The organism is Pseudomonas sp. 7-41, assembly GCF_021233075.1.
Classification (GTDB): Bacteria; Pseudomonadota; Gammaproteobacteria; order Pseudomonadales; family Pseudomonadaceae; genus Aquipseudomonas; species Aquipseudomonas veronii.
Map to the genome: position 1 here is coordinate 1,137,680 of NZ_CP089551.1, position 19,237 is coordinate 1,156,916.

General features: G+C 62.0%; 22 protein-coding genes and 1 tRNA gene. 13 read left to right on the forward strand and 10 right to left on the reverse strand.

Annotated elements, in window-relative coordinates; translation table 11 throughout:
• Positions 1-25: 25 nt before the first annotated feature.
• From LQ249_RS05010 to LQ249_RS05020, 3 genes are all read right to left on the reverse strand, one after another.
• Positions 26-199: a DUF3094 family protein gene (locus LQ249_RS05010; RefSeq protein WP_016976295.1), complete on the reverse strand. Its 174-nt coding sequence runs from the start codon at positions 197-199 to the stop codon at positions 26-28.
• A 90-nt stretch (positions 200-289) separates the two neighbouring features.
• Positions 290-919: a DUF1780 domain-containing protein gene (locus tag LQ249_RS05015; RefSeq protein WP_017845475.1), complete on the reverse strand. Its 630-nt coding sequence runs from the start codon at positions 917-919 to the stop codon at positions 290-292.
• Between the two features lie 164 nt (positions 920-1,083).
• A complete protein-coding gene (locus LQ249_RS05020; protein WP_126587497.1) occupies positions 1,084-1,986 on the reverse strand; it encodes a GntR family transcriptional regulator in 903 nt (300 codons plus the stop codon).
• A gap of 167 nt (positions 1,987-2,153) precedes the next feature.
• Between LQ249_RS05020 and LQ249_RS05025 the strand changes: the two genes are divergently transcribed.
• From LQ249_RS05025 to LQ249_RS05040, 4 genes are all read left to right on the forward strand, one after another.
• A complete protein-coding gene (locus LQ249_RS05025) occupies positions 2,154-2,903 on the forward strand; it encodes a hydroxypyruvate isomerase family protein (protein ID WP_046384734.1) in 750 nt (249 codons plus the stop codon).
• A gap of 171 nt (positions 2,904-3,074) precedes the next feature.
• Entirely contained in the window at positions 3,075-3,542 is a 468-nt protein-coding gene (locus LQ249_RS05030) for a hypothetical protein (protein ID WP_057005137.1), read from the forward strand.
• Positions 3,539-4,228, forward strand: a complete 690-nt coding sequence (locus tag LQ249_RS05035; protein WP_169881236.1) for an energy-coupling factor ABC transporter permease — start codon at positions 3,539-3,541, stop codon at positions 4,226-4,228. The genes LQ249_RS05030 and LQ249_RS05035 overlap by 4 nt, the downstream gene beginning before the upstream one ends.
• 76 nt (positions 4,229-4,304) lie before the next feature.
• A complete protein-coding gene (locus LQ249_RS05040) occupies positions 4,305-4,520 on the forward strand; it encodes a hypothetical protein (RefSeq protein WP_003171680.1) in 216 nt (71 codons plus the stop codon).
• Here LQ249_RS05040 and yacG read toward each other — a convergent pair.
• Genes yacG through LQ249_RS05060 form a run of 4 tightly spaced genes read right to left on the reverse strand, consistent with a single transcriptional unit; the run spans position 4,517 to position 7,405 of the window.
• Positions 4,517-4,717 (reverse strand): DNA gyrase inhibitor YacG, encoded by a 201-nt coding sequence (gene yacG, locus LQ249_RS05045; RefSeq protein WP_017845472.1) that lies wholly within the window; start codon positions 4,715-4,717, stop codon positions 4,517-4,519. The genes LQ249_RS05040 and yacG overlap by 4 nt on opposite strands.
• Entirely contained in the window at positions 4,714-5,337 is a 624-nt protein-coding gene (coaE, locus tag LQ249_RS05050) for a dephospho-CoA kinase (protein ID WP_046384731.1), read from the reverse strand. Before coaE ends, yacG begins: the two co-directional genes overlap by 4 nt.
• Positions 5,334-6,200 carry a prepilin peptidase gene (locus LQ249_RS05055; protein WP_046384730.1) on the reverse strand — a complete coding sequence of 289 codons (867 nt, stop codon included), beginning with the start codon at positions 6,198-6,200 and terminating at the stop codon, positions 5,334-5,336. Before LQ249_RS05055 ends, coaE begins: the two co-directional genes overlap by 4 nt.
• Positions 6,197-7,405: a type II secretion system F family protein gene (locus LQ249_RS05060; RefSeq protein WP_232566231.1), complete on the reverse strand. Its 1,209-nt coding sequence runs from the start codon at positions 7,403-7,405 to the stop codon at positions 6,197-6,199. Before LQ249_RS05060 ends, LQ249_RS05055 begins: the two co-directional genes overlap by 4 nt.
• A gap of 201 nt (positions 7,406-7,606) precedes the next feature.
• On the opposite strand from LQ249_RS05060, the gene LQ249_RS05065 reads away from it, so the two are divergent.
• The 4 genes from LQ249_RS05065 to LQ249_RS05080 all read left to right on the forward strand — a co-directional run bounded on the left by LQ249_RS05065 (position 7,607) and on the right by LQ249_RS05080 (position 10,019).
• Positions 7,607-8,020, forward strand: coding sequence for a pilin (locus LQ249_RS05065; protein ID WP_017845468.1), 414 nt, complete (start codon positions 7,607-7,609; stop codon positions 8,018-8,020).
• A 35-nt stretch (positions 8,021-8,055) separates the two neighbouring features.
• Positions 8,056-9,465: an O-antigen ligase family protein gene (locus LQ249_RS05070; RefSeq protein ID WP_232566232.1), complete on the forward strand. Its 1,410-nt coding sequence runs from the start codon at positions 8,056-8,058 to the stop codon at positions 9,463-9,465.
• Positions 9,466-9,504: 39 nt separating this feature from the next.
• Positions 9,505-9,580, forward strand: a tRNA-Thr gene (locus LQ249_RS05075).
• A gap of 133 nt (positions 9,581-9,713) precedes the next feature.
• Complete coding sequence (locus LQ249_RS05080) at positions 9,714-10,019, forward strand: DUF6388 family protein (protein WP_017845466.1); 306 nt, start codon at positions 9,714-9,716, stop codon at positions 10,017-10,019.
• A 43-nt stretch (positions 10,020-10,062) separates the two neighbouring features.
• On the opposite strand, the gene nadC is transcribed toward LQ249_RS05080, so the two are convergent.
• Positions 10,063-10,911: a carboxylating nicotinate-nucleotide diphosphorylase gene (nadC, locus tag LQ249_RS05085; protein WP_046384727.1), complete on the reverse strand. Its 849-nt coding sequence runs from the start codon at positions 10,909-10,911 to the stop codon at positions 10,063-10,065.
• A gap of 242 nt (positions 10,912-11,153) precedes the next feature.
• On the opposite strand from nadC, the gene LQ249_RS05090 reads away from it, so the two are divergent.
• From LQ249_RS05090 to LQ249_RS05110, 5 genes are all read left to right on the forward strand, one after another.
• On the forward strand, positions 11,154-13,304 hold the full coding sequence (locus tag LQ249_RS05090) for a DUF1631 domain-containing protein (RefSeq protein WP_046384726.1): 2,151 nt from the start codon (positions 11,154-11,156) through the stop codon (positions 13,302-13,304).
• Positions 13,305-13,365: 61 nt separating this feature from the next.
• A complete protein-coding gene (gene ampD, locus LQ249_RS05095) occupies positions 13,366-13,929 on the forward strand; it encodes a 1,6-anhydro-N-acetylmuramyl-L-alanine amidase AmpD (protein WP_232566233.1) in 564 nt (187 codons plus the stop codon).
• Positions 13,926-14,762 (forward strand): regulatory signaling modulator protein AmpE, encoded by an 837-nt coding sequence (gene ampE, locus LQ249_RS05100; RefSeq protein WP_046384724.1) that lies wholly within the window; start codon positions 13,926-13,928, stop codon positions 14,760-14,762. The genes ampD and ampE overlap by 4 nt, the downstream gene beginning before the upstream one ends.
• 163 nt (positions 14,763-14,925) lie before the next feature.
• The gene (locus LQ249_RS05105) at positions 14,926-16,956 is read left to right on the forward strand and encodes a methyl-accepting chemotaxis protein (RefSeq protein WP_232566234.1); all 2,031 of its coding nucleotides are present in this window, start codon (positions 14,926-14,928) and stop codon (positions 16,954-16,956) included.
• A 126-nt stretch (positions 16,957-17,082) separates the two neighbouring features.
• Positions 17,083-17,511 carry a hypothetical protein gene (locus tag LQ249_RS05110; protein WP_017845460.1) on the forward strand — a complete coding sequence of 143 codons (429 nt, stop codon included), beginning with the start codon at positions 17,083-17,085 and terminating at the stop codon, positions 17,509-17,511.
• On the opposite strand, the gene LQ249_RS05115 is transcribed toward LQ249_RS05110, so the two are convergent.
• Positions 17,458-18,234 carry a TatD family hydrolase gene (locus tag LQ249_RS05115; protein WP_169863699.1) on the reverse strand — a complete coding sequence of 259 codons (777 nt, stop codon included), beginning with the start codon at positions 18,232-18,234 and terminating at the stop codon, positions 17,458-17,460. The two genes, LQ249_RS05110 and LQ249_RS05115, sit on opposite strands and share 54 nt — an antisense overlap.
• A gap of 2 nt (positions 18,235-18,236) precedes the next feature.
• Entirely contained in the window at positions 18,237-19,232 is a 996-nt protein-coding gene (gene cra, locus LQ249_RS05120; RefSeq protein ID WP_232566235.1) for a catabolite repressor/activator, read from the reverse strand.
• Between the last annotated feature and the right edge of the window lie 5 nt (positions 19,233-19,237).

Sequence of the window (19,237 nt, forward strand, 5' to 3'; positions counted from 1 at the left end):
GTTACCCCCGCGAGCGCCAGGCAGCTCATAGCGTCAGGTAACTCAAAAGGCGGCTCAGCAGGCCGAGCCCGATCACCACCACCAGCACCACACCAAGGAGCAGCCACGGCCGGAAAGGCTTGCGCTCGACTCGGTTCTGGGAGAGTTGCAGGTACTCTTCGACATGCTGTTGGTCGTCGGGGTTCAGGCGGCTGGTCATATAAGGCCTCGTCAGGTAGACGTTGCAAAAGGGCGCCACGTTACAGTCAGGGGGTTGGCGGTATCGCCATAAGCGTAGCCTGTGCTCGCGTCACAGGCTGATGCCCACGTCGAACACGATGCTGCGCCCCAGATTGTTGCGCAAGAAATCCGGCGCGTCCGGGTGGGCGAACAGTACCCGGGCAAACGTCGGCCCCACCAGCGACAGCGAGCGCCAGCCCTGGCGCAAGTATTCGGTGGGCGGTGGGAAATGACTGTTGAGGTCCAGCACCTCGCGCTTGAGGCTGGCGAAGGCGACGATATCCAGCTCGCCCAGGTCCATCCCGCGTTCTTTGTAGTTGTGCGCTTTTTTACGCAGGGTCGGCGCCAGGCGCAGCAGGAATTCATGGGCCGGAATCCGCCGCGGCTTGGCTTCGCGCCTGACCAGTTGGCTGAGGGAAAACGCACTGCGTCGACGCAGCAATTCGTCGCGCCATTCATCGTTCAGACGGCGTCCTTCGTCCAGCACGAAAAACACTTCGAAACTGGCGTCACGAAACAGCACGTCCGGCGGTTCTTGCCCGGCGGCATGAAACTCTTCGGCGCGGTACGGCACGTTCAAGCCTTGCAGCAGGCGCTGGCAGACCCAACGCTCACGCTCCCATTTACGGGCATTGGAAAGGAACGCATTGGCTTGTTCGGCTGCCACGGTGAGCAGGCGCAAATAATCTGAGTCATCCATGCGTGCAGCTTAGCGCCCAAACGTGATCTTAAAAACATACTCCGTCGCGAAAAAATAAAGTCTGTCGTTCGCCATTTTGTATTTTGTTATCGCAGGGAACAATCATGCTAAGCTGATGTGCGAATTTCAGAGCGCGCGCGGTTCATCGATGCCAGCGGTGCTCTCTAGATCCCATCATTTTTTGGCAGGATGCCCTGATGAGTTTTGAGCCGGCCCACTTCGTCCAGGTGCCTCCAGAGAAACTGCGCGGCTTCTTCGCGGCGACCGGACTCGATGAGGTTGAGCAAATGGATGTGCTCCTGGCATTGCGTCACAAGGCGACTGCGATCGACGTTCGCTTTGTAGCTCATGAAGCGCCGGAGCTGGTTCTGCTGGCGGAGAGCATCAATGAAAAAGACATTCCCCGAGCACTGCACGATCAGTTCGTGGAACTGGGCGCCGATTTGGAACAGTTGGGCGCGGGACAGCGTGTTGATGCCCCCGTCGATCAGGGCCTGTTGTTGCTGCCTGGCTTGGGCAAATGCGGTTTGGTTGACCTGATAGCCGGGCTCGAGCAGGGCCGCCGGCTCGATAGCCATGCGGAAACGGTAGCTCTGGATGTGAGCCGTCGTGCTATGCACGAAGTCTTTGAGCTCCCATCCTTGCCCCGGTTTGCGCTCCACCATGGCTTCGCCAGCCAGTCGGTTCAATACCTTGAGCAATTGCCCTCGAGGCACGTCGTAACGCCGCAACAGTTGGGCTTCGAAAAACTGGGCGGGTATTTCACCAGCCAAAATATCGTCGACTACGCGAAGATAAAAGTCTTCGAAAGGGTCGCTGGCCAGAGGGAATGCGGACTCCTGGATATCCCCAGCGTCTTGCTTCAGAAAGTAGCCGCGATTGGGTTCTTGAGTCGCAAGATCCCACTCGGCAAGCAAGGCAAACACTCGTCGGATAGGCGAGCGCGAAACGCCCAGCGCTTGAGCGAACGTCTGCTCGCGCAATGGCTCGCCGGCCCGCATCGAGCGGGCGCGAACCATGCCGATGACCTTCGGTGCCAGCTGCAAGGCAAGGTCTTTCTTGATCACAGGCTCTCTCTTGAATGGTCGGCGTCAGTCCGTGCCTGTCGGGGCAGGGCCACATCGAACTGGGGTGGGAAAATACCATACCCGGCAGTGCCGAGTATCTGCGCCGAAGACGCAGGAACTTGTGGAACAACTTTTTAAAGCTCCTTTCCTGGACGGATACCTGCCTTATGCTGAAATTCAACGCTCACCTTGGCTTTCAATTCAATGAATTGCCATTCCTGCAACGCATCGAAGCCGCCGCCGCCGCTGGTTTTCGTGCGGTTGAGTTCCCGTCGCCTTATGAGTTCGACGCGAGTCTGCTTGCAGATCATTTGGCTCAACACAACTTGCCGTTGATTCAATTTTCCGCTCCGGCGGGCCTGACCAAAGGCATCGCGGCCTTGCATGGCAAGGAAGGCGATTTTCGCAGTGGCTTGCTCCAGGCCGCCAACTATGCAAAGGCGCTGGGCTGTTCGGACGTCCACATCATGTCGGGCATTACCACTCGGGATGACGCGGCGCTCATCTACGAGAGCAACCTGGAATACACCGTCAAGTATTTTGAAGACCAGGGTTTGAGGCCATTGATCGAAGTCATCTGCGCGCAGGAAATGCCGGGCTATTACATGTCCGACTTCAGCAAGGCGCAGCACGTTCTGGAGACGTTCCCGAGTGTCGGGCTGATTCTTGATCTGTACCACGCTCAGCGCCTGACTGGAGACGCGGCGGATGTCCTGGCGCGGTTTTACGAACGAACCGTGCATGTGCAAATCGCCGACTGTCCGGGGCGTCATCAGCCGGGCACGGGGAGCATGGATTTCTGCGCGCTGTTCACCATATTAGAACAGCGCGGTTATCAGGGATGGATCGGCTGTGAATACCGCCCGACCGGCGTCACGGTTGAAAGCTTGGATTGGATCAAGCCGTTCACTGCTTAGTTGGCGATGCGTCGGAGGCGCAACCAGGGGCGGCGAGAGCATCCTGAGGCTCAGTGTTCGCTTGCTGCCCGCGCTGTGGTTTTTCCGCATTCGTTCAGACTGCAGGAGGTCCCCGGGAGAAAGCCCGGTGTAGACTGTCGACTCGGTTTTTTCCCAAGCATGAGGTGTGCAGTGAAGTTTTTCGCCGTGCTGTTGTTGAGCCTGTTGCCCGTGTGGGCCCAGGCGGTTGAAGTGGGTGAGCGCGTGGCGCCCTGGACGCTGCTGGATCAGTTCGATCAGGCCTACACCCTGGATGACCAGGCACAGGTCCTGTTGGTGGCCCGCAGCATGGATGCCGCCAAGCTGGTGGACGCCGCCCTGCAAGGCCAGCCCAAAGGCTATCTCGAAGCACGGCATGGGGTGTTTGTCGCGGATATCCAGCGCATGCCTCGGCTGGTCGCCAAGCTGTTCGCGGTGCCGGCCATGCAGTCCTACAACTACCGGGTCATGCTGGACCGGGACGCACGCATCGCTCCGCGTTATCCCGCGCCTGTGGATAAGGTGCTGTGGCTGCAACTGAATAACGGCAAGCTGACAGCGCGCCACGAGTACGGCTCTGCGGCTGAACTGCGCGAGGCTCTGGAGCAGGTGAAACCGTGATCAGTGCCGCGGTGCTGGCGCCGGGAACCCTCGGCATCGGCTGGCTGTTGTACGCGCCGGTGCTGTTGTGGGCGATCATGCGTTCGCCGTGGGTCGAGCTGTTTACTGACCGGCGGCGCCAGCATTTGCTGTTCGGTACCGTGTTCGCGTTATTCATGTTGTGGTTGGTGAGGCGCGACTTCGATACCGGGGTCTCCTACCACTTTATCGGCATGACGGCCGTGACCCTGCTGCTCGACTGGCCGCTGGCAATCGTCGGCGGTTTCGCCGCGCAGTTGGGCTTGCTGTTGCTGGGTCGCCAGGACCTGGCGGCCGTGGGCCTCAACGGCCTGCTGCTGGTCGTGCTGCCGGTGCTGGTCACTGAAACCTGCGCGGTGCTTGTCGAGCGGGCACAACCGCGTAACCCGTTCGTCTACATCTTCTGTTCCGGCTTTTTTGCCGCCGCTTTGTCGGCGTTGCTCTGCCTATTGGCCGGGCTGGGGGTGTTGTGGTTCGACGGGCGTTTCGCGATGCCGGAATGGCTGGAGGATTTTGTCGGTTACCTGTGGCTGATCATCTTCCCCGAGGCCTTCATCAACGGCATGGTCATCAGCGCCCTGGTGGTGTTTTGCCCGGAATGGCTGGAGACATTCAACCGCACGCGCTACCTCTCGGCGCCCTGGAAAGACGACAATTCGCAGACTTGACTCAGATCAAATCGCGCCCAGCGTGGCGGGCCCATGCTTTGCGAAACTTTTCCTGAGCAAGATGGGAGCACGGATCATGAGTGTGTATGAATGGGCACGTCAGGAGTTGCGCAGAAGCCAGGACGCGGCACAAGAAATCGGCTTTGATCCAGGCTTGACCTTGCGCGCGATGCTCAGCGCGGTGGTGCAGCAGAGCAAGGGCGTGCGCAGTTTCGAAGACCTGGCCGACGAGTTGCAATACCTGGCAGAGAACCTCGACGACCAGCAGGAATATGCCTTTATGCGGCCTTAATGGCGCGGTGGCAGGTCTTCGGAAAACAGCTCGTCTTCGGCGTCCGGCGCCACGGGGATCTTATGTTCCTCAGCGGCCCAGGCACCCAGGTCGATGAGCTTGCAACGGTCCGAGCAGAACGGCCGGTTGAGGTTGGTCGCTTTCCATTCCACGGGTGCGCCGCAGGTTGGGCATTCGACGGTCAAGGGTTGGCTCATGATCGGCCTCCACGCAAAGTAAGGTAAAAGTGGTGCAGTCGTTCGACCTCGCTGTGCAACCAGGCGAGGTCGCGGTCATTGACCAGCACGTCATCGGCATGGCTCAGGCGCTCTTCGCGGCTGGACTGGGCCTTGAGTATCGCCTGCACCTGTTGTTCGCTGATGCCGTCGCGCTGCAGGGTACGCTGAATCTGCAGGGATTGCGGCACGTCGATCACCAGGATGCGTTGGGTCATGCTGTGCTGGCCGGATTCGATCAGCAGCGGCGACACCAGGATCGCGTAAGGCGAGCGCGCACGCGCCAGGTGGTTGCGAATCTCTTCGCCAATCAACGGGTGCAGCAAGGCTTCCAGCCAGCGGCGTTCTTGCGGCACTTCAAAGATCAACTTGCGCAATGCGGCGCGGTCCAACTGGCCGTCGGGCTGCAGCACGCCGGCACCGAAGTGTTCGACAATGCTGGCGAGCGCCGGCCGGCCGGGTTCGACCACCCAGCGCGCGGCGTGATCGGCGTCTACCAGGTCTACGCCGAGGTCGCTGAAGTGCTGGGCCGCGGCGCTCTTGCCGCTGCCGATGCCGCCCGTAAGGCCAAGAATCCAGGGTGTTGCAACAGGAGTGGTCATTTGAAACCGACAGACTGCAAATAGAAGTCGGTTATTTGACCACCCCAGAGCACGGCAATCCAGCCGGCAATTGCCAGATAGGGACCAAACGGCATCGGCGTGGCCGCCTGGATCTTGCTCCGACGCAGCAGGATCAGCCCGCCGCACACGCCCACCAGCGATGACATCAGCAGCGTCATCGGCAGGATTTGCCAGCCACCCCAGGCGCCGAGCAGCGCCAACAACTTGAAGTCGCCGTAGCCCATGCCGTCCTTGCCGGTGGCCAGCTTGAACAGCCAGAACACCGTCCACAGGCTCATGTAGCCGATCACCGCACCCCACAGTGCATCGGGCAGGGGCACCAGCAGCTCGACGCTGTTAAGCATCAGCCCCAGCCACAACAGCGGCAGGACCAGCACGTCGGGCAGCAGTTGGTGGTCGACGTCGATCAGGCTCATCGCCAACAAGCCCCAGCTCAACAGCATCACTGCGCCCGCTTGCCAGCCAAAGCCGAAATGCCAGGCCACCACGGCCGAGATCAACCCGCACGCCAGTTCGGTCAAGGGATAACGCGCACTGATCGCTTCGCGGCAATGGGCACAGCGGCCCCGGAGCATCAGGTAGCTGAGCAGCGGGATGTTTTCCCACGGCCGAATCGGCTGATTGCAGTGTGGGCAGCAGGAATTGGGCTGCATCAGGTTGTATCTCGGCCCGACGGGGTCGCCGGGCAAACCGAGCACTTCATGGGCCTGTGCGCGCCATTCCCGTTCAAGCATTTTCGGCAGGCGCCACACCAGCACGTTGAGGAAACTGCCCACGATCAAGCCCAGCACCATTGCCATGGCGACAAAGGCCCACGGCTGCTGGCTCAACAGCAGGCTCAAAATGCCGTACCGAGTTGGAAGACCGGCAGGTACAGGGCGATTACCAAAGCGCCGACAATCCCGCCGAGCACCACCATGATCAGCGGTTCCATCAGGCTGGTGAGTTGGTCGACCAGCGTGTCGACGTCCGACTCATAGTGGCTCGCGACTTTTTCCAGCATGTGCTCCAGGGTGCCGGATTCTTCACCAATCGCCGTCATCTGGATCGCCATGCCAGGGAACAGACCGCTGGTAGCCATGGCCCGATTCAACGGCATGCCTGTGGATACATCGTGACGCATATGTTCGATAGCCTGTTTGAATAGCTGGTTGCCGGCAGCGGCGGCCACTGAATCCAGGGCCTGCACCAAAGGCACTCCGGCCGCGAACGTAGTCGAAAGCGTGCGTGCGTAGAGGGCGACCGCCGACTTTTTCAGCAGTGTGCCTGCCAGGGGCGCTTTCAACAAACCGGCATCCAGCCAATGACGAAAACCGGGCGATACGCGATAGGCCCGGCGCAACCCCAGACCTCCCGCGCCCAGGCTGAGCGCCAGCATCCACCAGGCTTGTTGCAGGAACTCGGACAAGGCAATCACGTACAGAGTAAAACCGGGCAACTCGCTGTCGACGCTGGCGAACAGGTTCTGGAATTGCGGCACCACATGGATCAGCAAGAGACTGCTGACAAGGCTGGCGACCACGATGACCGCGATGGGGTAGGTCATGGCCTTCTTGATCCGGGCCTTGAGCCGTTCGCTCTTTTCCAGGTGATCCGCCACCCGCTCCAGAAGGGTTTCCAGGGCGCCGGCCTGCTCACCCGCCGCCACCAGGTTGCAGTACAGGTCATCGAAGTAGCGCGGCTGTTTGCGCAGGGCCGACGCCAGGGTATTCCCGGCGCCGATCTCCTGTTTCAGGCCTTTTACCAGCCTGTACATGTGACGGTTGTCGAAGCCTTCGCTGATCACGTCGAAGGCTTGCAGCAAGGCAATGCCGGCCTTCAGCAGTGTCGCCAGTTGGCGGGTGAACAGGGCAATGTCCGCCGGTTTGATCGGCGCAGCGAGGCTTGGCAGGCCGGCGGATTGTTTGCGCACGCGGCCAGGGCAAATCCCTTGCTGGCGCAGTTGTGCCTTGACCCGCGCGAGGTCGTGGCTGACGGTTTGCCCGGACACCCTGCGTCCCTGGCGGTTGATGCCTTCCCAGGCGTATGTCGTGGCAGCGTTGGTCATGTCTCTGTTCCGCACACAGGTCGTCGAATCTTTATAGCGTAGCCAGGTGACGGATTCGGATTGCTCGGCGTTCAACGATAAAATGTCAGATTGTGCGTCTTGGACGCGATTGGCCGCTCGCGGGTGAGTACACTGGCGCGGCTGCACGATACGGGGCGCAGGACGCGCCTTGTCATGGGTTCTGTTCTGGAGAGGAATGTGATGCGTCAGAAAGGTTTTACTTTGATCGAGTTGTTGATCGTCGTGGCAATCATCGGCATTTTGGCCACCATTGGCTTGCCCATGTACACCACGCATCAGGCCAAGGCCAAGTTCACGGCCGGGCTGGCTGAAATCACCGCGTTGAAAGCCGGCTACGAGGATGTATTCAACCAAGGCACAGTACCAACCGTGGCATTGATCGGTGGCACCAGCCCGACCGCCAATTGCAAGATCGATGTGGCAGGGGATGTCGCCACCGGCGCCGGTTCCATCAGTTGCGAAATCCTCGACGCCCCGGCACCGGTACTGGGCAAGACCATTACCCTGACGCGCAGCGCCACCGCCGGCTGGAAATGCGCCACGACGGCAGAGGCCAAGTACGCCGCCAAAGGGTGTGGCGCCGACGGGGCATGACTGCCAAACCCTGCGCACGGACGTAAAGGTGGCCGATGTCGTTATCCCCGCAGCAGCGCGACAAGACGTTCCTGGTGATTGCAGCGTGCTTGCTCGCGCTGGGTATCTGCGCACCGTTCAGCGGGCATGACTGGCAACGCGCAATGCAGGTGGCCATGGGCCTGGGCGCGGTGGTGTATGGGTTGACGGTCGTTCCCGTCGAGCGTCTGGTGGACCGGCCGACGGCCCTGGGCCTGGTGCTGATCGTTGGGCTGGGCCTGGTGTCATCGGCACTGGCCCATCAGCCGCTCTGGGCCTTCACCGAGGTCGCGCTGTTCATCAGCTGTGGGGCGATCGCCGTCGCGGTTGCCCTGCTGCGCCGTCATGCAGGTGAGCCGTTGGACCGCGTGCTGATCCTGATGGTGGTGCTGCTGTGCCTGATCAAGTCGATCCAATACCTGTATGCCGGCGCGCTCGCCTTCGCCAGTGGCGCGCGGGTTCTTGATCCGGACGCGTTGCTGTCCGGGTTTTCCAACAAGCGCTTCTACGGTCAATTCCAGACCTTCACCCTGCCATTGCTGGCGCTGCCCTTGCTGATGCCCAAGGTCTCCCGCTCCGTGCGCGGCGCGGTGTTTGCGTTGCTGTGTGTGTGGTGGTTGATCGCGATCAGCGGCGGCACCCGCGGCACCTGGCTCGGCATGGCGGTGGCCGGGGTGGCGTTGACGCTGCTCGGGCCGTGGGGGCGACGCTGGTTGGCCTGGCAATTGGCTGCGGTGTGCGGCGGTTTGTTGCTGTATACGGCGTTGTTCACGCTGTTGACGGGTGCGCTGGGTGTCGAGGTCGGCAGTGGCGTCAGCGATCGCCTCACCACTTCGCTGTCGGGGCGTGGCCCGATCTGGTGGCAGGCCTGGCACATGATCGTCGAGCGTCCGTGGCTGGGGTTCGGGCCGATGCATTTCGCGGATATCGCCAACCCGATCGCCGCGCACCCGCACCAGGCAATCCTGCAATGGGCCAGCGAGTGGGGCGTTCCCTCGGCCTTGTGCGTGGCTGCCTTGGCGTGGCGCGGTGGCTGGGCCACCCTCCGCGTGTTGCGGGCGCGGGCTTGTTCTACGGCGCGCGTGGACTTGCTGCGCGGGTGTCTGTTCGCGGCATTGCTGGGCGCGCTCACGCAAGCAATGGTCGACGGCGTCATCGTGATGCCCAACTCGCAGGTCTGGTTGGCGCTGGTGGTGGGCTGGTTGATGGCGCTGCACGTGTGGCGCGCCGCTCCTGGCGCGTCGCTGCCATGGGCCTGGGCAGGGTGGCGGGTGGCGGCGGTGCTGTCCGTTGGCCTGCTGGTGTGGGTCGTGATGCGTGATGCCCCGCACATCGAGCAAGCCCAGCAAGACTATCTTGAAGGTGGCAACCAACACCTGCAGCCGCGCTTCTGGGCCCAAGGGGTGATTGCCCTGCGACGTCAGTGAGTTGCCGGACGCCCGATGCGGTGCTAGCTTTAGCCCACCGCCCGTGTAGCTCAGCCGGTAGAGCAGCGCACTCGTAACGCGAAGGTCGCAGGTTCGATTCCTGTCTCGGGCACCAAAGCAACACCGTTTTCAGATGATCCCAGAATGGTTCTGAAGGCCAGGCGAGTCGGCATTCGTGCCCGCTCTTTTGTATCTGCGCAACCTTGATGACCCAGATGCATCCCCATTCCTCGATCTAAGAGAACAACATGACCACGACTGAAATGACCCAGGAAGTTCGGCACCAAGCAGCCCTCGACAAATACCTCGGGGAATCGCCGCAGCTTAAAGAAGAGATCAAGGACCTGAGCGCTGACGATCAGCGCGACCAGATCCAGTGGGCATTCGAGGACGAGGCCGAGAGCCAGGGCCTCCAGCCATGGGAGCTGAGCCTCAAGTACACCTCGTCAGCGGACGAGTTCGAAGCCGCACGGCTGGCCTTGCACCAAGAGGCGGCTGAAGTGCTCGGTGTCGAATGGGAAGAGTATTGCGAGATGAATAACCTGGTGGTCTGAACCGCTGTTGCAGGAGCCGGCAACCCGGCTCCTGCAACGGGCTTCAGATACTGAGGCGCATCGACAGGTCCACCGCTTTCACATCCTTGGTCATCGCGCCGATGGAGATGTAGTCCACCCCGGTTTCAGCGATGGGCAGCAGGGTTTTTTCGTTGATCCCGCCGCTGGCTTCCAGCTTGGCTTTGCCGCCGTTCAGGCGCACGGCTTCACGCATGTCGTCCAGGCTCAGTTCGTCGAGCATGATGATATCGGCGCCCGCCGCCAACGCTTCGCGCAATTCGTCCAGGCTTTCCACTTCGACTTCCACCGGTTTGCCCGGGGCGATCTTGTGCGCGGCCGAAATCGCTTGGGCGATACCGCCACAGGCGGCGATATGGTTTTCCTTGATCAGGAACGCGTCATACAAACCGATGCGATGGTTGTGGCAACCGCCGCAGGTCACGGCGTATTTCTGCGCCAGACGCAGGCCCGGCAGCGTCTTGCGCGTGTCGAGCAACTTGACCTGGGTGCTCGCGACGCTATCCGCCAGGTACTGGGCGCGTGTGGCGACGCCGGAGAGCATCTGCAGGAAATTCAGCGCGCTGCGTTCGCCGCTGAGCAGCGAACGTGCCGGGCCTTCGAGGTGGAACAGTGCCTGGTTGGGGCTGACGCGTTCACCGTCGGCCACCAGCCAATGCACCGCGACCCGCGGGTCCAGTTGGCGGAACACCGCGTCCACCCAGGCCGTGCCAGCGATAACGGCCGCATCGCGGGTGATGATCGTGGCCTTGGCCAGCCGTTCGGCCGGGATCAATTGCGCGGTGATGTCGCCGCTGCCGATGTCTTCGCGCAGTGCGCGGCGCACGTTGGCTTCGATTTCGGCGGTGAGGTCGGCAAGACGGAGATTCGGCATAACAGGCTCCACAAACAAAGTGCGCCGATTATAGGGGCTGTGCGCGTTTGAACCCAGTGGCGTGCTCATTTACAGCGCTATGACAGAGTTCGCTGGCGCAACGACCCCCATTTGCAAGATAATCTCGCGCCTTGCAATTGGCGTCATAGCTTTGACGTCCTGGTGGTAACCGGATATTCGCAGTGCCCAACTGGGCCTGCCCCGACTTTGCCCTACCCACACCGCCGTTTCAGGAGGCCTGGATGCACAACGACGGAAAGGTGGTGCCGATCAATAAGGCACAGACCACGCCATCGCCGCTCGCGCGCCTACCGGTGGTGTTGCTGCAGGTTCGCGACAAGGCTGCGCAGCAACTGCAGCAAGGTTTGCAGGAGCTGTTCGATAACGCCGACGACACCCTGTTCGAAATGGCCGACAAGGCCCTTAACAACGTCGACCACCATATTTTCTTTGAAGCCATGCGCGACCTGCGTCTCAAGCGCAAGAATTTCGAGCGCGTGTTCATGGGGCAACTGTTCGAGGCCTTCGCCAACCTGGGCGGGGCAGGGCGCGGTGAACGGCAGTTGGTGCCGGTGGTGTCCTACGACAAGGTGCCCGGCATCCTCAGGGACGACCTGGAAAAAGCCCTGGCGCTGGAGGCAATGCTCGGGCGGGTGCAGCATCGCGACGGCCTCGCCCTGGGGCAACTGACCACTCGCCTGGGCGCCTTGCTCGACAGGTCCATGGATGACTGCGAGAACCCCCTGGGGCCGGCGCTGCTGTGCGAGTTTTTCCTGCGCGCGGGGCGCAGCCTGGGCGTGGAAATTCGCGTCAAGCTGGTCATGCTCAAGCTCTTTGAAAAGTACGTGCTCAGCGACGCCGACCACCTGTACGGTGAGGCCAATCAGTTGCTGGTCGCCACCGGCGTGCTGCCTGAACTCAAGGCGGTGCCGGCCCGTCGTTCCGGCGGGCGCGTACCGTGCAAGCACACGCGCGAAGCCCGGTTGCCAAGCGCCGACCAGCCAGTCGACGAAAATGGCGAGCACGCCTTTTCTACCTTGCGAGCGCTGCTGGGCGCCGTGCGCGGCAGTGTCGCGCCGACCCTGGAAGCCAGCGCCGAGCCCCAGCCCATTGCCACCCGCGACCTGCTGCGGCTGTTGTCCCATTTGCAGCAATACGTGCCGGAGCCGGATGTCGAGGACGACTTCGACCTGCGCAACCAGTTGAAGCAACTGCTGACCCGAGTCAGCGTCAAGAGCGGCAAATCCCGGGTCGTGGAAGAGGCCGACGAAGACGTGATCAACCTGGTCGCGCTGTTGTTCGAATTCATCCTCAATGACCACGCCGTCCCGGACGCCTTCAAGGCCTTGATCGCCCGGTTGCAGATCCCGATGCTCAAACTGGCGGTGCTGGACAAGAGCCTTTTCAGCCGCGCTGGCCATCCGGCGCGGCGGCTGCTCAACGAAATCGCCGGTGCCGCCATCGGTTGGAGCCCGGCTGAGGGTAACCCGCGTGACAGCCTGTACCTGCGCATCGAGCAGGTGGTGCAGCGGTTGCTGAATGATTTTGCCGAAGACCCGGCGATTTTTTCCGAACTGCTGTCGGAGTTCTGCGCGTTTACCGCTGACGAGCACCGGCACAGTGCATTGCTCGAACAGCACACCCGCGATACCGAGGAAGCGCGCCTGCGTAACGAGGCGGCCCGACAGCGCGTGGCCGACGTGCTGAACCGGCGTTTGCTGGGCAAGGTCCTGCCGCGCTCGGTGGTGCAGTTTGTGCAACAGGCCTGGAGCCAGGTGCTGTTGCTGGCCAGCCTCAAGCACGGTGAGCAATCGGTGCAATGGCAGGCGGGGCTGCGCACCCTGGACGAGTTGATCTGGAGCGTTAGCCTGCACGACGACACCGAGGCCGGGCGGCATCTGCTGGAGCAGTTGCCGGCGTTGCTCAAGGCCTTGCGCGACGGGATGAGCGGCGCGGGGTTCGACCCTTTCAGCACCCGTGAGTTCTTTGTTCGGCTGCAGGCCTTGCATGTTCAGGCGTTCGAGGGCGGCGAGAGGTTGATCGAGGTGCAGGAGCCCTTCGTGTTCGACCCTGGCCTGCCCGATGCCGCGCAGGACCTGGCCGCGGATGATCCCGACCTGCTCAAGGTGCGCCAATTGCGCGTCGGCGTTTGGCTGGAGTTCCTGGAACCCGAGGAAACCGCTCTGCGCGGCAAACTGAACGCGATCATGGCACCGGCCGATCGCTATGTTTTCGTCAACCGCGCCGGGCTCAAGGTACTCGAGCGCAGCGCCGGCCAACTGGCCCTGGCGTTCAAGCGTGGTGCGTTGCGTATCCTGGACGAAGCCCTGCTGTTCGAGCGTGCGCTGGCGACGGTGGCGGGTAACTTGCGTCAACTCAATCGCGGCAAGTGATCGCAACCATAGGGCTGAACGCGGCATACTGGTCAGACTTAGTCACGTTCAAGGAACCTGTATGCAGTTGGACCCCGCCAGCGGTTGGTGCCAGGGCATTCGTCATTGCCCTTCGCCCAACTTCAACGAGCGCCCCGCAGGTGAAGTCTCGCTGTTGGTGGTGCATAACATCAGCCTGCCGCCGGCGCAGTTCGCCACCGGCAAGGTGCAGGAATTTTTCCAGAATCGCTTGGATGTCACGGAACATCCTTACTTTGCAGGGATTGCCGACCTACGCGTGTCAGCGCATTTTCTGATTGAACGCGACGGAGGGGTGACGCAGTTTGTGTCCTGCCTCGACCGCGCCTGGCATGCCGGGGTTTCCAGCTTCGAGGGGCGCGAAACGTGCAATGACTTTTCCCTGGGGATCGAGTTGGAAGGTACGGATGACCTGCCGTTTACCGATGCCCAATATGCGTCACTGATCGACCTGACACGTCAGTTGCTGGCGACTTACCCGGGCATCACCCGTCAGCGCATTTGTGGTCACAGCGATATCGCCCCGGGGCGCAAGACCGATCCCGGGCCCGCTTTTGATTGGATGCGCTTTCGCAGCGCCCTGCAGGATGGAGGACACGCACAATGAGTTTCCTGGTGTTGGTGCTGGCGGTCTGGATCGAGAAATTCTCGGCCTTGCGCCAAAAGTTGCAGCGCGACGGCAGATGGCTGCGCGAATTGGCCAGATTGGAATCGAGCCCGCGCCTGGGCGAACAGCCCTGGTTGATTCTGGCGCTGCTGGTGTTGCTGCCGGTGGCCGTGCTGGCGTTGTTGCTGCTGGTGCTGGAACCGGTGGCCTACGGCCTGTTGGCGCTGCCGGTGCATTTGCTGGTGCTGATCTACAGCCTGGGGCGCGGTGATCTGCTGGCCGGGCTTGGCCCGTTCCGCGATGCCTGGCGGCGCGGCGACCTGCAGGCCGCCGAGCATGTGGCCGAGCGTGACCTGAAGGTCGCTGCCGACAGTGGCGAGCAGTTGCTGGAACGTGTCCAGGGGTATCTCCTGTGGCAGGCCTATCAGAGCTTCTTTGCGGTGATCTTCTGGTATTTCCTGTTGGGCCCGGTCGCAGCCCTGGCCTATCGCCTGCTGGCGCTGGCCAGCGAACACAGTCAGAACCCTCTGGTGGCCGAGCGTGCCGCGCAACTGCGGCATGCCTTTGACTGGTTGCCGGTGCGCTTGCTGGCGGCGAGCTTTGCCTTGGTGGGCAACTTTGTCGCGGTCAGCCGAGTGATGCTCCACGAGCTGTTGAGCTGGGACATCAGTGCCGCGCAACTGGTGAACAAAGTCGGCCTGGTGGCCGCCGAAATCCCGCCGCCGGTGGTGGGGGCCGACGGCATCAACAGCCTGGATCGCCTGTGGGAACTGCTGCTGCGCGCGGCGGTGCTGTGGTATGCCGGTTTCGCCATCTGGACCGTGTTGCCCTAGCGGTCACGCTCAATCCCTGTGGGAGCAAGCCTGCTCCCACAGCGCGTTAACTTTACGTTACAAAACTCCCTTGCGATTTGAGCTATACAAGCAGAGCGCCAAATAGTGGCTATCTGCCGCCGCCCTGCGCCTCAAATAAAAATAATAGGAAGGGAGTTCACCTGTGAAGAGCTTGCTCTATCCCGCCGTCGCGCTGATGAACCGCCTGAGCTTCGGCATGAAGTTCAGTTTGATCAGCGTGTTGTTCCTGTTGCCGATGCTGGCGACCAACTATTTTCTGGTGCGCGATTCCTGGCGTGAATTCCAGGGCACCCGCATCGAACTGCAAAGCCTGGATTTGCTCGGCAGCAGCCTGGCCTTGCGCCGTGACCTGGAAACCCTGAACAACCAGGTGCAGATCAACGCGACCCTCGGCCAATCCGGCAAGGCGGGCGATCTGGAGGGCACGATCAACACCCTGGAACAGAGTGTGCTGGCGCGCCTGCAAGGCCTGAGCGCGATGGCCACCGACCCCGAGCAAGTCGCCGTCTTCGACGCCAAGCGCGACGAACTGGTCGGCGCCTTCAAGGCACAGCAACAGGAGTCATCGCTACAGAGCAAAAGTGCGCTGATCGGCAAACTGCTGAACAAGGCGCAGATGCTCAGCCAGATCATCGCCAGCCAATCCGGCTTGAGCCGCGACCCCCAGAGTGATCTGCGCCAGCTCAGCGAACTGATCACCGGCGTCACGCCGCAAGTCACCCAGACGTTGGGCGAAGGGCGGGCAATGGGCGCGTACTCCCTCGGCCAGGGTTTTCTCAACTCCTCCTCCAGCACGCGCTTCGACGAGCTGTTGCAGCAGTTGGAAAAACTCCAGGCCGAATACGGCTTGAAGCTGCAGGACGCCCTGGGCTCCAGCAAAGCCGCCCACACAGCGCTCGACAGCCTGGCCAAGGCCAGCAACGCGAGCCTCAAGCAAGGCAGTGAACTGTTTGAAGAGCAGGTGGTGATGGCCGAAACCCTCGACGCACCGTGGCAGGGCTTCTACGACGACGTGAGTCAACTGATGGCCCAGACCTACCAACTCAATGAGGCCACCCTGGGTTTCCTCGGACAGCAGTTGGAGCAACGGCTGACGCAAAACCGCACGCACATGGTCGTACTGGTGTCGGCCCTGGCGGCAGTGTTTTTGCTGATCTTTTATCTGTACGCCGGTTTCTATGCCTCGACGCGTACCACGTTGCGGCGCTTGGGGGCGATGATGGACAAGGTGGCGGCGGGCGATATGACCGTCACGTTTGTCGCCCGCAGCCGCGACGAGTTGGGCGAACTGGGCCAAGTGTTCAATGGCACCGTGGCCAAGATCCACGACCTGATCGAGCGCGTCGGGCACACCGTCAGCCAGGTTGAGTTGCAGGCCGGCCAGGTCGAGGCGGTCTCGGCCCGCAGTAACCAGGCGGTTTCCGGGCAGCGCAGCCAGATCGAACAGGTGGCGACGGCCATGAACCAGATGTCCTCCACCGCCCAGGAAGTGGCACGCAGCGCGGCGGCGGCGGTGAGCAGCGCCCATAGCGTCAACGATGAAACCGTCAGCGGCCGTGGCCTGGTGCAGTCCCAGCAAGGCAGCATTGCGCGGTTGGCATCGGAGATCGATGAGTCGGTACGCGTGATCAATCAATTGGCCACCGACAGCCAATCCATCAGCAGCGTGCTGGAAGTGATCAAGAGCATCGCCGAGCAAACCAACCTGCTGGCGCTCAACGCCGCGATCGAAGCGGCCCGCGCCGGGGAGCAGGGCCGCGGCTTTGCGGTGGTGGCTGATGAAGTGCGGACCCTGGCCCGGCGCACCCAGCACTCCACTGAAGAGATCGAGCAGATGATCAGCCGCTTGCACAGCGGTGTCGGCGCGGCGGTCAAGGCCATGGGCACCAGCCATGCCATGGCTGAAGGCACCGTGGGCCAGTCGGAAAAGGTCCAGCAGGCCCTGGAAAATATTCTCGGCGCCGTCGGCATGATCGTGGATCAGAACCAGCAGATTGCCGCCGCCGTCGAGCAGCAAACCGCGGTCGCCCACGACATTGACCGCAACATCGTCGAAATCAACCGCGCCGGAGAGCATGCGGCCGACGGTGCGTACCAGACCGAAGCGGCCAGCCGGCAGTTGTCGCAGCAGGTGATCGAACTGAAGCAACTGATCGGCGCATTTCGGGTGTAGGGTCTGTTAGTAGGATTTGTCCTTTGTGGTTGTGGTGTTTGTCTTAATTTTGCGACGTATCTTTTCTGGCGGCGTGAATAGGTGAAAATTTGTTTCACCTGGTCACAGTCCCAAGGAGGCACGGCGATGATCGCTGCATTCGGTATCAGAGGGCGCTGCGCCCGATGCGACATGACGTTTGAACTCAAGCCTTGGCAGTTGAACGCGATTGCCATCGACGAGCCGTTCGAGTGCGTGTATTGCCAGTCGGGCCTGCAGTTGCGGTGTCGCAAACAGCAGCGTCAATTTCGTGCGCTGGACCAGTGGGCGCTGGTTCGCCCGAGCATGATCATCCTGACCTGCGTGACCTTGCTGGTGGCACTGGTGGCGGAGTGGGTGGGGTTACTCAGTGTGATCGAGCAGCTCAACCTTTCACTGGTGACGGTGCTGATCCACTGCCTGGTGCTGCGTTTTGCCCGCCATCGGCAACGCATGACCCTGGACCTGCAGGCCGTCAGCCCGCTACCAATTGAACAGCTCGCACGCGTTGCGTGTGCTCGCCTGCGCCAGCGATAACGGGCTCAGGCCCATGCGCTCGGCCAACGCGGCGCAGATCTCGGGCAGGTGTTCCGGGCTGTTGCGCTGGCCGGGGTGCATGGCGGGGGCCATGTCCGGTGCATCGGTTTCCAGTACCACGGCTTCCAGGGGCAGTTGCGCGAGTACTTTGTGCATGCGCAGCGCCTGTGGCCAGGTGGCCGCGCCGCCCAGGCCCAGTTTGAACCCCAGCTTGATGTACTCGCGCGCCTCTTCGCGGCTGCCGGCGAAGGCGTGGATGATGCCGCCCCGTGGCAGGCGGATGCGCTTGAGGGTGGCGATCACGGCGGCATGGCTGCGGCGCACATGCAGCAGGGCCGGCAGTTGGAAATCCACGGCCATCTTGAGTTGGGCTTCGAACAGGTGTTGCTGGCGTTCACGGTCGAGGTGTTCGAGGAAGTAATCCAGGCCGATCTCGCCCACCGCGCACAATTGCCGATGGCCCCGCAGGCGGGTCAGCCAGTCGCCCAGGGCCGTCAGGTCGGCGGGGCGATGCTCGTCGAGGTACACCGGGTGCAGGCCGAAGGCTGCGAACAAACCTTCATCGTTTTGCACCAGATCCCACAGTCGTTGCCAATTTTGCTGATACACCCCCAACACCACCATGCGCTGTACGCCGAGTTGGCGGCTGTGCGCGAGGACTTGCCGGCGATCGCTGTCGAAGTCCGGGAAGTCCAGGTGGGTGTGGGTGTCGATCAGCTCCACGCTCAAACCTCGTGAATGCGCTGCTTGAAGGTGCGGCCGATGGCGTTTACGCCGGGTTGATACTGTTGTTCTTCAATCGCAGCCAGGGCCAGGCGCAGCGCGGTGTCGGCGATCAGTTGATGTTGCTGGGCCATGGCATTCACCGGCAGCGGCAGGAAATCCAGCAGTTGGGTATCACCGAAGGTGCCCAGGCGCAGCGGCCGCGTCTTGAGCGGGAAGTCATGCAGTGCGTCGAACACGCCTTGCAGCAGCACGTAGGACGTGGTCACCAGCGCGTCAGGCAAATGCCCCAGGCGCTGCAGTAATTGCTCCATCAGTTGCCGGCCGCAGTCGCGGCTGAACGCCTCGCCGTGTTCGACGATCACTTCACCGCCGAACCCCAGCAGCGCTTCACGGAAACCGGCGGCGCGCGCCTGGCTGATACTCAGCTCGGGCCGCGCGCCGATCAGCGCGATCTGCTTGGGCAGCGGTTGCAACAGGCTGCTGGTCAGTTGCTGGCAGGCCCGGCGGTCGTCGCTGACCACCGAGCAGAACTGCGCGGGGTCCATCTCGCGGTCGATGGCGATGACCGGCAAACCCTTGGCTTGCAGCTCGCGATAACTGTCGTCGCTGGCCGGCAGGCAGCTGGCAACGAACAGCGCGTCGCAGCGTCGGGCGCGGAACAGTTGCAGCAACTGGCGCTCGCTGTCGGCGTCATCGTCGGAGCTGGCGATCAGCAATTGATAGCCTCGCGCGCGCGCGCCCTGTTCCAACAACTTGGCAATTCGTGCGTAACTGGGGTTTTCCAGGTCTGGCAGGATGAAACCCAAGGTGCGCGTATGCCGGCTGCGCAGTCCCGCAGCCTGGGGGTTGGGCGTGAAACCATGGGCTTGGACCACCGCACGCACGCGCTCGACGGTTGCGCTGCTGATGCGTTGTTGTTCGGCTTTGCCATTGATGACATAGCTGGCGGTGGTCACGGACACACCGGCGAGACGGGCGATATCACTGAGTTTCAAACCGG

Coding starts and splice junctions, on each gene's coding strand:
- LQ249_RS05010 (WP_016976295.1), bottom strand. CDS start 199: ATGACCAGCCGCCTGAACCCCGACGACCAACAGCATGTCGAAGAGTAC.
- LQ249_RS05015 (WP_017845475.1), bottom strand. CDS start 919: ATGGATGACTCAGATTATTTGCGCCTGCTCACCGTGGCAGCCGAACAA.
- LQ249_RS05025 (WP_046384734.1), top strand. CDS start 2,154: ATGCTGAAATTCAACGCTCACCTTGGCTTTCAATTCAATGAATTGCCA.
- LQ249_RS05040 (WP_003171680.1), top strand. CDS start 4,305: ATGAGTGTGTATGAATGGGCACGTCAGGAGTTGCGCAGAAGCCAGGAC.
- yacG (WP_017845472.1), bottom strand. CDS start 4,717: ATGAGCCAACCCTTGACCGTCGAATGCCCAACCTGCGGCGCACCCGTG.
- coaE (WP_046384731.1), bottom strand. CDS start 5,337: ATGACCACTCCTGTTGCAACACCCTGGATTCTTGGCCTTACGGGCGGC.
- LQ249_RS05060 (WP_232566231.1), bottom strand. CDS start 7,405: ATGACCAACGCTGCCACGACATACGCCTGGGAAGGCATCAACCGCCAG.
- LQ249_RS05065 (WP_017845468.1), top strand. CDS start 7,607: ATGCGTCAGAAAGGTTTTACTTTGATCGAGTTGTTGATCGTCGTGGCA.
- LQ249_RS05070 (WP_232566232.1), top strand. CDS start 8,056: ATGTCGTTATCCCCGCAGCAGCGCGACAAGACGTTCCTGGTGATTGCA.
- LQ249_RS05080 (WP_017845466.1), top strand. CDS start 9,714: ATGACCACGACTGAAATGACCCAGGAAGTTCGGCACCAAGCAGCCCTC.
- nadC (WP_046384727.1), bottom strand. CDS start 10,911: ATGCCGAATCTCCGTCTTGCCGACCTCACCGCCGAAATCGAAGCCAAC.
- LQ249_RS05090 (WP_046384726.1), top strand. CDS start 11,154: ATGCACAACGACGGAAAGGTGGTGCCGATCAATAAGGCACAGACCACG.
- ampD (WP_232566233.1), top strand. CDS start 13,366: ATGCAGTTGGACCCCGCCAGCGGTTGGTGCCAGGGCATTCGTCATTGC.
- ampE (WP_046384724.1), top strand. CDS start 13,926: ATGAGTTTCCTGGTGTTGGTGCTGGCGGTCTGGATCGAGAAATTCTCG.
- LQ249_RS05110 (WP_017845460.1), top strand. CDS start 17,083: ATGATCGCTGCATTCGGTATCAGAGGGCGCTGCGCCCGATGCGACATG.